Genomic DNA, 15,476 nt, shown 5'->3' on the forward strand with positions numbered 1-15,476 from the left:
ATAATATGCAATAGCATAAATAATATAAATTTTATTTTATTTTTAATACATTGATTTATAATGTTTTTATTTTAAATTTACTAAAATACTAGGTTTTAAATTAAAAGAAAAAATATTAATCCGAGTAATACAATATAGTTTATTTAAAATATATATTATCAATATAATTATCTATAGGCTTAATTATTCATATTAATTTAATCGGATTTATTTTAATTTTAACTTTATATTAAAATAAAATAGGCTCCAGATTTTCTCTTTAAACAGCTCATTTTTAAGATGAGCTTAAGAGGATAAATCGGAGCCTTGAAAAAGCTAATAACCAGATGGATTTAAAGTACCATCGCAGCAATCCAGCCGAAGATAAGCAGCGGAATATTAAAATGGATAAATGTAGGTATTACTGTATCCCAAATGTGATCATGCTGACCATCTATTCCCAAACCGGCAGTAGGCCCTAAAGTGGAATCTGAAGCAGGAGAACCGGCATCACCTAGAGCTGCCGCTGTACCAATCAGTGCAACTGTGGCTAAAGGACTAAAACCGAACTGTACACATAGCGGAACATAAATTACTGCTAGTACTGGCACACTCGAGAACGATGAACCAATACCAATGGTGACAAATAGGCCGATAAACAGCATAAGAAATGCAGCCAGTGCATGGTTATCTCCAATTAGATGTACAACCCCATTAACCAGACTATTAATGTCACCGGTATGGGTCATCACTGAAGCAAAACCAGCAGCCGAGATCATGATAAAGCCGACCAAGGCCATCATGCGCATACCCTGTACAAATACGTCATCAGCATCTTGCCACTTAAAGATACCTGAAGCAGAAAGTACTGCAAAACCGACTAGACCACCCAGAATCATTGAACCTGAATAGAGTTGAGCAGCCAGAGTTAATGCAATTGCCAGAAAAGCCATGATCATGGTTTTCTTTGAAATAACTGGAGCTTCACTCGCAACCTGCTGCAATTCTTTGGCATCTTCCTCAAGTTTTACTTCACCAATGCGAACAGGTTTATCTAAATCAATAGTGGTGACACGGGTGACCGCTTTATCTACGTAATGGCGTGGTTTACGGTAACTGATGAATACAGCCACTAAAGTACCAAGAAGCATACCTAATACAGGAATAGCCATACCCATAGGCATCATCCAACGGTCCACATGCAGATTATAAGCAGCCCCAATCTTGTTAATATTTCCCATGAGAATCTGCTCAAGGAAAATCGCCCCAAAACCGACTGGCAGGAAGATATAAGTCCCCACTAAACCTAGTGTTAAGACACAAGCAGCTGCTCGACGATCCAGATTAAGATGATTCATGACCTTAAGTAAAGGCGGAACCAAGACCGGAATAAAAGCGATATGAACTGGAATCAGGTTTTGAGAACAGATAGCTGAAATCAGTAATATTCCTAACAGCAAAAACTTTACTTTCTTAGCACGTGCCTGAGAGACTTCTGCTCCGAGCAAGCCGATCAGTTTATGTGCCAGTAAATCTGGTAAACCTGATTTAGATAAAGCCAGGGCAAAAGCACCTAATACTGCATAAGCGAGTGCTACTTCGGCACCATCACCCAAGCCTGCATTAAATGCACTTACTGTATCAGATAGGCTTAAACCAGCAACCAGGCCCCCAATCATTGCTGAAATGACTAGTGTCAAAACAACAGAAACTCGCGCGATGGATAAAATAAACATCACGGCAATTGCGATTACGACTGCGTTCATGAATTTAATGAAGAAACAAAAAGTGCCTCATTTTAACAGAATTTTTTCAGTCGCAAGCTTACTATCAGCTGCTATAGAAAACTCATAGGGACCATGCAGATAAGAACCAAGTTTAGTCAATATTTTTCAAATATTTATAGTTATTTTGAATTTATTTACTCTAGAGTTTTTATTGATAATTTAACTAATCTGTTTGCAAATTTGTATAGATTGACCATTTATTCAGACGAGAACAGTATATGATCAATGCGATTTTATCTTAGTTAACTTAATATTATTTTATAAAGACAAAAATTATAGGTCCGTATGAATCTTTTAAAGAAACTCCAGAATATTCCTGTAGTGTCCAAATTCATGATTAACCGCTATTCCCCTTATCGCGGTGCCGGAATTATGATCGATCAGATTGATCTGCCCAATTATCATATCCGGGTTAAAATGCCACTGACCCGTAAAAACCAGAATATCGTAGGAACTCATTTCGGTGGTAGCCTTTATTCCATGGTCGACCCATTTTATATGCTCATGCTTATGCACCACTTAGGCAATAAATATATTGTATGGGATAAAGCAGCCTCTATCAGTTTCCTTTCGCCAGGACGCAGCACTGTATATGCCGATATACGTCTAAGCCAGGAAGAACTTGAAGAAATCAGAAGGCTGGCCCACAATTATGAACCTGTCCTTCGTCACTACACCTTAAATATTCTGGATGATCAAGGCGTCAGAATTGCTGAAGTGCAAAAAACCTTATATATCCGCCGTAAAAAATCTAAAACGCTGATTAAACCCTATACTCAAATTTAATCTATGCAAAAAAATAAGCGCATCTAGCGCTTATTTTTTCTGTGCTGTTAGCGACGTCTTTCCTGGATAACTACACCGGCGCCACCACCAAGCGCCCCACCAATTGCAGCGCCAGCATTACCACCAATGACTGCTTCACCAACGACTGCTCCCAGACCTGCACCAATTGCACTACCTGTGGTACTGCCGCGCGTGCCACCTTGAGAATTAGTACCTACGCCTGCGCCAGCCGCTGCACCTAAACCAGCACCGACTTTACCGCCTACTGCATTCCCTGCTCCACCACCTACCGCACCACCTAAAGCCGCCGCACCAATGCGCTGCTCACGAGGTGACATGTTTTCACAACCTGCCAACATAAATACTGATGCAGTGGTCACTGCCAATACGCTAACTAATTTTTTCATGGTTATTATCCCCTGCTTCTATGCTTTATTAGCTTAGTTTAAATTTATGCAGCAATTCTGATGAATATGTTATGAACTAAGTAAGTATTCAGTAATTTATGTAAAAAACTCATGCACTTTATCAGGTATGATTTATCAAGAAATATCATTTCGCAGCTATAAAAAAAGCACCCTTAGGTGCTTTTTTTAAATTCTAGAACTTAAAGCTCTTCATTCAGTGCTTGAGAAAATGCCTGATCTACTTCAGAGAAGTCATTAGCCAAAGCGAATTCTGCAGCTTCTGCTTCCTGACGACGACGCTCCAAGTGATAAGCCAAGCCTGTTCCTGCCGGAATCAGACGGCCTACTACCACGTTTTCTTTCAGGCCGCGCAGATCATCTTCCTTACCTGTTACAGCTGCTTCAGTTAACACACGAGTGGTTTCCTGGAACGATGCAGCAGAAATGAAGGAGTCAGTCGACAATGATGCTTTGGTAATACCCATCAGTTGACGTTCAAACTTCGCAGGGAACTTGTTCTGAGACAGAACTGCCTGGTTCTCTTGAACCACGCGGATATAATCCACTTGTTCACCTTTAATGAAGCTTGAATCACCACCATCAGTGATTTCAACCTTACGCAGCATTTGACGTACGATGACTTCAATATGCTTGTCATTGATTTTTACACCCTGAAGACGGTAAACGTCCTGAACTTCGTTCACGATGTAGTTGGTCAATGCCACTTCGCCTTTCAAACGCAAGATATCATGTGGATTTTGTGGACCATCAGAAATGACTTCACCACGATTCACATGCTCACCTTCGAACACGTTGATCTGACGCCATTTAGGAATCAGCTCTTCATAAACTTCAGCACCATCATCCGGAGTAATTACCAGACGGTTTTTACCTTTGGTTTCTTTACCGAAGCTTACTACGCCTGATACTTCTGCCAAGATCGCATGCTCTTTTGGCTTACGTGCTTCAAACAGGTCGGCAACACGTGGCAGACCACCGGTAATATCACGAGTACGTGAAGATTCCTGTGGTACACGGCCAATAACATCACCTACGCCAATTGTTTCACCGCTGCGTACAGTCACAATCGTGTTCTGTGGCAGGAAGTAGAACTGTTCACCGCCATCTGCTGTATCAAGTACGATCGCTGGACGCAAATCTTTACCTGATGCAGGACGAGCAGTCACTGGCAGAATCTCAACAGTAGTCATACCTGTTGCATCATCTGTTTTCGATGTTGCAGTCACACCATCAGTAATTTGCGAGAAACGCGCCTTACCAGCCACTTCTGTTACCAGCGGATGGGTATGCGGATCCCAAGTTGCCACAATACCACCAGCTTCTACAGCTTCACCTTCTTTCAGCAGAATGCTTGCACCATACGGCAGTTTGTAACGTTCACGCTCACGACCCAGCTCATCAGCAATACCAACTTCACCCGAACGGGAAACTGAAACCAAGTGGCCTTTAGCATGCTGTACAGTTTTCACATTATGGAAACGTACAGTACCTTTGTTACGTACCTGAACACTGTTTGCAGCAGAAGTTCGGCTTGCAGCACCACCCACGTGGAAGGTACGCATGGTTAACTGTGTACCTGGTTCACCAATCGACTGCGCTGCCATAACACCAACAGATTCACCTGGATTCACAAGATGTCCACGTGCAAGGTCACGACCATAACATTTTGCACAAACACCAAATGCAGAGTCACAGCTGATCACTGAACGTACACGGATTTCATCGATACCTGCTTCTTCAAGCTGAGTAGCAATTTTTTCGTCAATTAACGTATTACGCGGGAAGAGAACCTCTTCACTGCCTGGACGGATAACATCTTCAGCAATCACACGGCCCAGTACACGATCACGTAACGGCTCGATCACGTCACCACCCTGAATGAGTGGAGTCATCGTCAAGCCACCCACAGTGCCACAGTCCGGCTCAGTAATAACCAAATCTTGCGCTACGTCAACCAGACGACGCGTCAGGTAACCCGAGTTCGCAGTTTTCAATGCGGTATCGGCCAGACCTTTACGTGCACCGTGAGTCGAGATGAAGTACTGAAGTACAGTCAAACCTTCACGGAAGTTTGCTTTAATTGGTGTTTCAATGATCGAACCATCCGGTTTCGCCATCAGACCACGCATACCTGCGAGCTGACGAATCTGCGCTGCACTACCACGCGCACCAGAGTCAGACATCATATAAATCGAGTTAAATGATTTCTGCTTTTCTTCCTGGCCTTCACGGTTGGTTACACTTACAAATGACAGGTTATCCATCATCGCTTTTGCAACCTGGTCATTAGTACGTGCCCAGATATCCACTACTTTGTTATAACGCTCACCTGCGGTAACAAAGCCCTGTTCAAACTGCTGTTCAATTTCACGAACCTCAGTTTCCGCCTTGTCAATAATTGCCTGTTTCTGTGGCGGAATAACCATGTCTTCCATACCAACAGATACACCAGAGCGAGTCGCTTGACGGAAGCCCAAGTACATTAACTGGTCAGCAAAAATAACAGTATCTTTCAGGCCCAGCTTACGGTAGCAAGAGTTAATCAGTTTCGAGATATTTTTCTTGGTCATCTCTACATTGATCTGCTCGAAGCTTAAACCTTCCGGCACAACTTCCCATAGCAGGCAGCGGCCTGGCGTGGTCTGTACAATGATTGTCTGCTGCTCGCGCTCACCATTTTCATTAATAATGGTCTGGTGTACACGTGCTTTTACGCGGGCATGCATCGCTACCTGACCGGTAGCCAGTGCACGGTTTACCTCATGCGTATCAGCAAACACCATGCCTTCACCTTTGGCATTCACTGCATCACGGGTGATGTAGTAAAGACCTAAGACCACGTCCTGAGACGGCACAATGATCGGTTCACCATTCGCAGGAGACAGGATGTTATTAGTCGACATCATCAGTGCACGTGCTTCAAGCTGGGCTTCAAGCGTCAATGGTACGTGTACAGCCATTTGGTCACCGTCAAAGTCGGCGTTAAATGCGGTACATACCAGTGGATGCAGACGGATTGCCTTACCTTCAATCAGGATCGGTTCAAAAGCTTGAAGACCCAGACGGTGAAGTGTTGGCGCACGGTTTAGCATAACCGGGTGCTGACGAATAACATGAGCAAGAACGTCCCAAACTTCTGGAGTTTCGCGCTCAACCATTTTCTTGGCAGCTTTAATGGTAGTTGCTTGGCCTGAAGCCTGCAATTTTGCAAAAATAAATGGCTTGAACAGTTCAAGTGCCATTTTCTTAGGCAGACCACACTGATGCAGTCGTAGAGACGGCCCTACCGTAATTACTGAACGGCCAGAATAGTCAACACGTTTACCCAGCAAGTTCTGACGGAAACGACCTTGCTTACCTTTGATCATGTCTGCCAAAGATTTTAAAGGACGTTTGTTAGAACCAGTAATGGCACGACCACGACGTCCGTTATCCAGCAATGCATCTACAGATTCTTGAAGCATACGTTTTTCATTACGTACGATAATATCTGGAGCAGCCAGGTCAAGAAGACGTTTTAAGCGGTTGTTACGGTTGATCACACGACGGTAAAGATCATTCAGATCAGAAGTCGCAAAACGGCCGCCCTCAAGTGGAACTAACGGACGAAGATCTGGTGGAAGTACTGGCAGTACATTCATCACCATCCATTCCGGCTTATTGTTCGACTCTTTAAAAGCTTCCATCAGTTTAAGACGTTTTGATGCTTTCTTGAGCTTGGTCTCAGACGTAGTTTGTGGAATTTCTTCACGCAAACGAGAGATTTCTGCTTCAAGATCAATATCTTTTAACAGGTCTTGAACAGCTTCCGCACCCATTTTTGCGGTGAATTCATCACCGTGTTCTTCAAGTGCGTTGTAGTATTCTTCATCAGTAAGCAACTGGTATTTCTCAAACGGAGTCATACCCGGATCAGTCACTACATAAGATTCGAAATACAGTACACGTTCAATATCACGCAAGGTCATGTCAAGAAGCAGACCAATACGGCTCGGCAATGATTTCAGGAACCAAATGTGTGCCACTGGAGAGGCAAGCTCGATGTGACCCATACGTTCACGACGAACTTTCGCAGTTGTTACTTCAACGCCACATTTTTCACAGATGACGCCTTTGTACTTCATACGCTTGTATTTACCACACAAGCATTCGTAATCTTTTACTGGACCAAAAATTTTGGCACAGAATAAACCGTCGCGCTCCGGTTTAAAGGTACGATAATTAATTGTCTCAGGCTTTTTCACTTCGCCGTGAGACCATGACTTAATCATTTCTGGTGACGCAAGACCAATACGGATACGGTCAAATTCAACCGGTGCATGACCGTCTGAATCCGTTTTCTTACGCATGATATCGAGCAAGTCTTTCAATTTTTTTCTCCGTGTGCCGGTGGGCACATCGCCCGCCCGGCTGGGTCACAAATATTGTGTTTACCTGAAAAGGTGAAAGGTCCTAGACCTTAGTCACCATTTTTCAGTTCAATGTTGATACCTAAAGAACGGATCTCTTTGGTCAATACGTTGAACGATTCAGGCATGCCCGGATCCATATAATGGTTTCCATCTACAATATTCTTATAGATGCGGGTACGGCCTTCAACGTCATCCGACTTCACGGTCAGCATCTCTTGAAGAGTATATGCTGCACCGTAAGCTTCAAGTGCCCAGACTTCCATCTCACCGAAACGCTGACCACCGAATTGTGCTTTACCACCAAGCGGCTGTTGCGTTACTAGCGAGTAAGAACCGGTAGAACGCGCATGCATCTTGTCATCCACCAAGTGGTTGAGTTTAAGCATGTACATGTAACCTACAGTTACCGGACGGTCAAACTGTTCGCCTGTACGTCCATCAAACAGGATCTGCTGGCCAGAACGTGGCAGTTCTGCAAGTTCAAGTAACTCTTTGATCTGGCCTTCTTCGGCACCATCAAATACTGGAGTTGCCAGTGGCACACCCTTGCTGAGGTTTCCTGCAAGTTTCAAGATTTCATCATCAGTCAGTGTATCAAGCTGTTCTTGCTCACCACCGACTTTATTGTAAATCTTATCAAGGAAATCACGCAGTTCAGCAATAGCACGCTGCTGTTTAAGCATCTTGTCGATCTGCTCACCCAAACCTTTTGCAGCAAGACCCAAGTGTGTTTCCAGAATCTGTCCCACGTTCATACGTGATGGTACACCTAGCGGGTTTAATACTACATCAACCGGAACACCATTGGCATCATGTGGCATGTCTTCTACAGGCAGGATTTGTGATACCACACCCTTGTTCCCGTGACGACCCGCCATTTTATCACCCGGCTGGATACGACGTTTAACTGCCAGATAAACCTTCACAACTTTCAATACGCCATGAGTCAGCTCATCACCCGTAGAAAGCTTGCGTTTCTTCTCGGCAAACTTCTCGTCAATCTCGGTGCTTTTCTCTTTCAAGAACACCTGGATCTGGGTTAAACGTTCAGCAATCGCTTCATCGCTTGGCTGGATTTCGAGCAGATCAATCAGTTCAAGGCCAGAGAGCAATTCTTCAGACAGTTTCTCACCACGTTTGGTATTTCCACCGCCGTTAGACACCTGATCTTTCAGCAAACGTACAATACGTTCACGAGCCGCTTCTTCAAAGATTTTATATTCTTCTTTCAAATCTTTACGATAAGCGTCAAGTTGTGCTTTCTCAATCGCCAGTGCACGGTCATCTTTTTCCAGACCATCACGTGTAAACACCTGAACGTCAATTACCGTACCTTTGGTACCTGATGGAACACGTAAAGATGAATCTTTTACATCAGCTGCTTTCTCACCGAAGATAGCACGAAGCAGTTTTTCTTCAGGTGTGAGCTGAGTTTCACCTTTAGGTGTCACTTTACCAACCAGAATATCGCCAGCCGTTACTTCTGCACCGATATAAACAATACCGGATTCATCCAGTTTAGAAAGCGCAGCTTCACCTACGTTTGGAATATCCGCAGTAATTTCTTCTGCACCCAGTTTGGTATCACGTGCTACACATGACAATTCCTGAATGTGAATAGAAGTTAAACGGTCTTCCTGAAGTACACGTTCAGAAAGCAGGATTGAGTCTTCGTAGTTGTAACCATTCCAAGTCATGAATGCAACACGCATGTTCTGACCAAGCGCTAATTCACCACCATCCGTAGACGGGCCATCAGCCAGTACATCACCACGACCAACTTTATCACCCAGATTCACCAGAACTTTCTGGTTAATACAGGTATTCTGGTTTGAACGTGTGTATTTGATCAAGTTGTAGATATCTACACCCGCTTCACCCGCAATCATCTCGTCTTCGTTAACACGAATAACTACACGTGACGCATCTACGAATTCAATGGTACCGCCACGTTTTGCAATTACACATACACCTGAGTCACGTGCAACATTCGCTTCCATACCTGTCCCTACTAGCGGTTTGTCCGCAATCAGTGTCGGTACAGCCTGACGCTGCATGTTTGAACCCATCAATGCACGGTTGGCATCATCGTGCTCAAGGAATGGAATCAGGGATGCCGCTACAGAAACTACCTGCTGTGCAGAAACATCCATATGCGTAATACGCTCTGGAGCCATACGCACAAATTCGCCCTGGTAACGCACAGAAACCAGCTCTTCGGTTAAATAACCATCTTTATCGAGTGCAGAGTCGGCCTGTGCAATCACAGTTCCTACTTCTTCAATTGCAGACAGATATTCAACTTCATCTGTTACACGGCCATCTACCACTTTACGGTAAGGCGTTTCCAAGAAACCAAATTCATTGGTTTTTGCGTATACAGACAGCGAGTTAATCAGACCGATGTTTGGTCCTTCAGGGGTTTCAATCGGACACACACGACCATAATGGGTCTGGTGTACGTCACGTACTTCAAAGCCTGCTCGCTCACGGGTCAAACCGCCTGGTCCAAGTGCCGATACACGACGCTTATGTGTAATTTCAGATAGCGGGTTATTCTGATCCATAAACTGGGACAACTGGCTTGAACCAAAGAATTCTTTGATTGCAGCAGCTACCGGTTTAGCATTGATCAGGTCCTGTGGAGACAGGTTGTCAGTTTCTGCCTGTGACAGACGCTCTTTAACTGCACGTTCAACACGGACCAGACCTACACGGAACTGGTTCTCAGTCATTTCACCTACAGAACGAACACGACGGTTACCCAGATGGTCAATATCATCGACCTCACCCTTACCGTTACGAATTTCAACTAAAGTACGTAATACATCGATGATATCTTCATTCGAGAGAATACCTTCAACTTCACGTGACTTCTGGTCAGTTCCTACTTCGTATGGGCGACCTAAACGACGGTTGAACTTCATACGACCAACAGGTGACAGGTCATAACGCTCAGAAGAGAAGAACAGGTTATTGAACAGGTTCTCAGCAGCTTCTTTTGTTGGCGGCTCGCCTGGACGCATTACCTTATAGATCTCAACCAGGGCTTCTTCACGGCCACTTGTTGTATCTGCACGTAAGGTATCTGCCACGAATGAACCACGGTCAATATCATTGGTATACAAGATATTAAACTGCTTCACGCCACCTTCAGCAATCTTCACCATGATCTCATGGCTCAGCAAGGTATTCGCAGCAATTACATCGCCTGATTTCAGGCTAATATCTTCAGCAGTAATCCGTTCGTACAGGTACTCATCAGGAACTGGCAGTTTAGTCAGGCCAGAAGCTTCCATTTGACGTACATGACGTGCATTGATACGTTTACCTTGCTCAACAATTACTTTGCCATCATTGTCAGCAATATCGAACTGGGCCATTTCACCACGCAGGCGTTCAGGCACGAGATCAATCTGATAACTGCCCATATCCAGATACACAGGGACTTTCTCATAGAACAGATCCAGAATCTGTTCATTGTTATAGCCCAGCGCACGCATAACTACAGTAGCAAGTAATTTACGACGACGGTCGATACGTACATATACCAGATCTTTGGCATCAAACTCAAAATCAAGCCATGAACCGCGGTAAGGAATAATACGTGCTGAATACAACACTTTACCGCTTGAGTGGGTTTTACCCTTGTCATGGTCAAAGAATACACCCGGTGAACGATGTAACTGAGATACGATTACACGCTCGGTACCATTGATGACAAAGGTACCATTTTCAGTCATGAGTGGAATTTCACCCATATAGACTTCTTGTTCACGAACATCTTTGATTGATTTTGTTTCGCGATCTTTAATGATCAGACGAATCTTTACGCGCATTGGTGCCGCATAGGTTGAGCCACGAAGAATACATTCGCGGACATCAAACTCGGGTTTACCAAGGCTATACTCAACAAATTCTAAAGCAGCATTGCCAGAATAACTTTCTATAGGAAAAACTGAACGAAATGCGGCTTGGAGACCGATATCTTCGCGGTTTTTTGGAGTTTTGCCGTCTTGCAGGAAAGTACGGTACGAGTCGACTTGAATAGACAACAGGTACGGTGCTTCCATGACTTGGGGCAATTTACCAAAATTCTTACGGATCCGTTTCTTTTCGGTATATGAGTATGCCATCTGGAGTCCTCGGAAAGTAAACCAAGCCCGCCTGCAGAACGGGCTCAGAAGGAATTACGCAGGCCGATATGGCCACCACTTTTTACAAAAGCTGCAATCTTGAGTGGTATGAAAACGCTTATCAATATTTTCAAATCAAAAAATATTGGTAAGCGTTTGAATTTATTTGATTTATTATTAAATTAACCGATATATTCAGCAAACTAACAAAAATCGAGCCGATTATTGTAACGCAAAAAGGCTGATGACCCAAGAGCCATCAGCCATTTTATGGAGCCGATTAAAAAATCGACTCCTTAAAGAATTACTTAAGAGTAACTGTAGCACCAGCTTCTTCAAGTTTTTTCTTAAGCTCTTCGCCTTCTTCTTTAGAAACGCCTTCTTTAACAGCTGAAGGAGCGCTTTCAACAAGATCTTTCGCTTCTTTAAGACCAAGGCCAGTTGCTTCACGAACTGCTTTAATTACAGCAACTTTGTTCGCGCCGAAAGAAGTCAACTCAACGTTGAATTCAGTTTGTTCTTCAGCAGCAGCAGCGCCAGCACCTGGAGCAGCAGCAACAGCTACAGCAGCAGCAGATACATTGAATTTCTCTTCGAAAGCAGAGATCAGTTCAACAAGCTCAAGAACAGTTTTTTCAGCAACTGCATTTAAGATTTCTTCGTTAGTTAAAGCCATGAGAGTAACTCCAAATGGATATTGAATGGTGTGAAAGTAGATTTAAGCTTAAGCAGCTTCTGACTCGTTTTTCTCTTTGAGCGCAGTAATAAGGCGACCCAATTTCGAGATAGGAGCCTGAAGAACATTGGCAAGCATAGTAAGTGCTTTTTCTTGGTTTGGAAGATTCGCGATTACGCTAACTTCAGCACCTTCATAAACTTTGCCATCAAAGGCAGCAGCTTTAAGTTCAAATGCTTTGTTAGTTTTAGCAAATTCTTCAAACAAGCGTGCAGCTGCACCCATGTCATCTTCAGAAGTTGAGAAAGCCAAGATTGTTGGGCCAACAAGGTTGTCATTCAAGATATTGAATTGAGTATCTTGAAGAGCACGCTTAGCCAGAGTGTTACGCACGATACGTGTAGTAACACCAAGCTTACGAGCTTCAACACGAAGAGCAGTTAACTGCCCAACTGTCAGACCTTGGTAGTCAGCAACAACAGCTGAGAACGCTTTAGAAGCAACTTCACTTACTTCTGCAACGATCTGTTTTTTGTCTTCGATAAGAAGAGCCATTGTAAAACCTCCTAACGGTGATTTATGTACCCAAACAGGTACACTCCCAATTCGTAAATCCAATCATTGGACTTACACGCGGAGGAGGAATAAATCACACCACCGCGTCTACGCAGGCTGGGCTATTAAGAGTTCAGGTACAGGACCTTCCCTCGCCTGAGGTCTTTGACGCTAATAGGCTTTAACCTATCAATTCAAAGTCCACTCCAGTTGCTAAAAATTTATATTTCCAAGCTACTGGAGATTTTAAGAATTCTGTCTAAGAATAAACTTAGTTAGAAACGTTGCTTACATCAACAACCAGACCAGGACCCATAGTAGAGCTTAGTGTGATTTTCTTGATGTATACACCTTTTGAAGTCGCTGGTTTAAGTTTTTTCAAATCAGCAATCAAAGTTTCAACGTTTTGACGAACAGCAGATGCTTCAAAGCCAATCTGGCCGATTGCAGCATGGATAATACCTGCTTTGTCTACACGGTAACGTGCTTGACCTGACTTTGCATTTTTAACTGCATTTGCCACGTCAGGAGTTACAGTACCCACTTTCGGGTTTGGCATTAAGCCACGTGGACCAAGGATCGTACCCAATTTACCTACAACGCGCATAGCGTCAGGCGCAGCGATCACAACATCAAAGTTCAGATCACCACCTTGGATGCTCTCAGCAAGGTCATCAAAACCAACAATATCAGCACCAGCTGCTTTAGCTGCTTCTGCTTGTGCACCTTGAGCAAAAACTGCAACACGTACAGTTTTACCAGTACCTGCAGGAAGCGTAGTCGCACCACGAACAACCTGGTCAGATTTACGTGGATCTACACCCAGGTTTACTGCGATATCCAAAGATTCTTTGAATTTCGCTGCTGGAAGGCTGCTTAGAACCTGTACTGCTTCTTCTAAAGTGTAAACTTTGTTTGCTTCAATAGCAGCAGCAATGGCTTTTTGACGTTTAGTTAACTTTGCCATGTCTTATAGCTCCACTTCCAAGCCCATAGAACGCGCAGAACCAGCAATGGTACGTACACGTGCGTCTAAATCAGCACCAGTTAGATCTGGTTCTTTAGTAGTCGCAATTTCTTCTAATTGAGCACGAGTCAACTTACCCACTTTAGTTTTGTTAGGTATAGCTGAACCTTTTTGGATACCAGCAGCTTTCTTAAGAAGAATTGCTGCAGGTGGAGTTTTCATGATAAAAGTGAACGATTTATCATTGTACACAGTGATCACGACAGGAATTGGCAGACCTGGTTCAACTTTTTGTGTAGCAGCATTGAATTCTTTACAGAATGCCATGATGTTTACACCACGTTGACCTAGTGCAGGACCAATCGGTGGAGATGGATTCGCTTTACCAGCTGGAACTTGCAGCTTGATATAGCCGTCAATCTTCTTAGCCATTATTAAATACCTCTGGGTACAAACGCCGTCAGGCTCCCCGATTTATTGATGTAACAGTAATCGTTACCATAACAATGCCCGACGAATCGGGCGTTTTAACACCAACCTAGCTTAAACTGATTTTTCGACTTGACGAAACTCGAGTTCAACCTGTGTAGGTCGGTTAAATACATTGATGGTCAGCGTTAAACGTGACTTATCGTATTGAACTTCTTCCACCACGCCTTTAAAGTCGGTGAATGGACCGTCAACTACGAGTAATTCTTCACCTGGCTCGAACATTGTCTTAGGACGAGGTGCTTCACCAGTATTGCGAACACGTGCAAGAATCGCATCTGCTTCACGCTGAGTGATGGGTGCAGGTTTTTCAGGCGTACCACCGATAAAACCAAGCACTTTTGGACATTCTTTTACAATATGCCAAGTATCATCATTCATTTCCATTTCGACTAACACATAGCCTGGAAAGAATTTACGTTCAGATTTACGTTTTTTGCCATCCTTCATCTCTACCACTTCTTCGGTAGGGACCAGGACTTCACCAAAGCTGTCGGCAACAGCGCTACGCTGGATTCGATCATTAAGCGAACGCATCACTTGTTTTTCATAGCCCGAATAGGCATGAATAATGTACCAACGTTTCATAGCTCTTTACCCGATAATTAGCTTAATCAACCAACCCAATCCGTAGTCAAAACACCACAATACCACTGATGCAATGATAACAACCACAAGAACCTGCCAAGATGCGGTCACGGTTTCTTGCTTGGTTGGCCAAGTGACTCGGCGCAGCTCAACTCGCGCGTCTTTCAACAAACGAATAAAGGCTTTGCCTTGATGGGTGGCGTATAATAAACCTAAAGCCACTACGATACAAGCCAAAATTACCCCAACGCGCACCCAAATATCATTTGCAGGTGCCCAATACGCTGGCAGATGCTGGTTCACCAAAGTCGCACTGATTAATAAGGCTAAAGCAATAAGCCATAGCAAAACATCTAGCACAGACCCGGAACGGACAACTTCAGCAGGATTATTTCTTTGAGGAATTGGCGCGTCGCTCAATGCGTCACGCGATTTATCATTCGACATTTTTGTACTCGTCGTAGGATTCGCGACTTATTATATGACAATTCAGCCAGCATCAAGCTTTTTTATTCAGAAAAAGTGGCAGGCCAGGAGGGACTCGAACCCCCAACATTCGGTTTTGGAGACCGACGCTCTACCAATTGAACTACTGGCCTGTAAGACAAGCCGCAAATCAGGGTTCACGGCTTGAAGATTCAACTATTATATATTATGCAGTTACTTTCGCAAC

At 43.8% G+C, this 15,476-nt stretch carries 11 protein-coding genes and 1 tRNA gene; 1 reads left to right on the forward strand and 11 read right to left on the reverse strand.

Features of this window, described 5'->3' with window-relative positions; translation table 11 throughout:
• Positions 1–332: 332 nt before the first annotated feature.
• Positions 333–1,745, reverse strand: a complete 1,413-nt coding sequence (locus B3R63_RS00395) for a Na+/H+ antiporter family protein (protein WP_034684788.1) — start codon at positions 1,743–1,745, stop codon at positions 333–335.
• A gap of 306 nt (positions 1,746–2,051) precedes the next feature.
• On the opposite strand from B3R63_RS00395, the gene B3R63_RS00400 reads away from it, so the two are divergent.
• On the forward strand, positions 2,052–2,552 hold the full coding sequence (locus tag B3R63_RS00400; RefSeq protein WP_286727495.1) for a DUF4442 domain-containing protein: 501 nt from the start codon (positions 2,052–2,054) through the stop codon (positions 2,550–2,552).
• A 47-nt stretch (positions 2,553–2,599) separates the two neighbouring features.
• Here the strand turns inward: B3R63_RS00400 and B3R63_RS00405 are convergent, their stop codons facing one another.
• The 10 genes from B3R63_RS00405 to B3R63_RS00450 form a co-directional block, all read right to left on the reverse strand.
• On the reverse strand, positions 2,600–2,959 hold the full coding sequence (locus tag B3R63_RS00405; protein WP_005017055.1) for a hypothetical protein: 360 nt from the start codon (positions 2,957–2,959) through the stop codon (positions 2,600–2,602).
• 200 nt (positions 2,960–3,159) lie between these two features.
• Positions 3,160–7,350, reverse strand: coding sequence for a DNA-directed RNA polymerase subunit beta' (gene rpoC / locus B3R63_RS00410; protein WP_005405985.1), 4,191 nt, complete (start codon positions 7,348–7,350; stop codon positions 3,160–3,162).
• An 89-nt stretch (positions 7,351–7,439) separates the two neighbouring features.
• A complete protein-coding gene (rpoB, locus tag B3R63_RS00415) occupies positions 7,440–11,528 on the reverse strand; it encodes a DNA-directed RNA polymerase subunit beta (RefSeq protein ID WP_005017058.1) in 4,089 nt (1,362 codons plus the stop codon).
• A gap of 304 nt (positions 11,529–11,832) precedes the next feature.
• The gene (gene rplL, locus B3R63_RS00420; protein WP_005017060.1) at positions 11,833–12,204 is read right to left on the reverse strand and encodes a 50S ribosomal protein L7/L12; all 372 of its coding nucleotides are present in this window, start codon (positions 12,202–12,204) and stop codon (positions 11,833–11,835) included.
• Positions 12,205–12,252: 48 nt separating this feature from the next.
• Entirely contained in the window at positions 12,253–12,759 is a 507-nt protein-coding gene (gene rplJ / locus B3R63_RS00425; RefSeq protein ID WP_005017063.1) for a 50S ribosomal protein L10, read from the reverse strand.
• 271 nt (positions 12,760–13,030) lie between these two features.
• On the reverse strand, positions 13,031–13,726 hold the full coding sequence (gene rplA / locus B3R63_RS00430; protein WP_005017065.1) for a 50S ribosomal protein L1: 696 nt from the start codon (positions 13,724–13,726) through the stop codon (positions 13,031–13,033).
• Positions 13,727–13,729: 3 nt separating this feature from the next.
• Entirely contained in the window at positions 13,730–14,158 is a 429-nt protein-coding gene (gene rplK / locus B3R63_RS00435; protein WP_005017067.1) for a 50S ribosomal protein L11, read from the reverse strand.
• Positions 14,159–14,269: 111 nt separating this feature from the next.
• A complete protein-coding gene (nusG, locus tag B3R63_RS00440) occupies positions 14,270–14,803 on the reverse strand; it encodes a transcription termination/antitermination protein NusG (RefSeq protein ID WP_005023018.1) in 534 nt (177 codons plus the stop codon).
• Positions 14,804–14,809: 6 nt separating this feature from the next.
• Positions 14,810–15,250, reverse strand: a complete 441-nt coding sequence (gene secE / locus B3R63_RS00445; protein WP_286727501.1) for a preprotein translocase subunit SecE — start codon at positions 15,248–15,250, stop codon at positions 14,810–14,812.
• 76 nt (positions 15,251–15,326) lie between these two features.
• Positions 15,327–15,402, reverse strand: a tRNA-Trp gene (locus B3R63_RS00450).
• Positions 15,403–15,476: the final 74 nt, after the last annotated feature.

It is taken from the genome of Acinetobacter sp. UBA1297 (genome assembly GCF_002307755.1).
Lineage (GTDB): Bacteria > Pseudomonadota > Gammaproteobacteria > Pseudomonadales > Moraxellaceae > Acinetobacter > Acinetobacter radioresistens.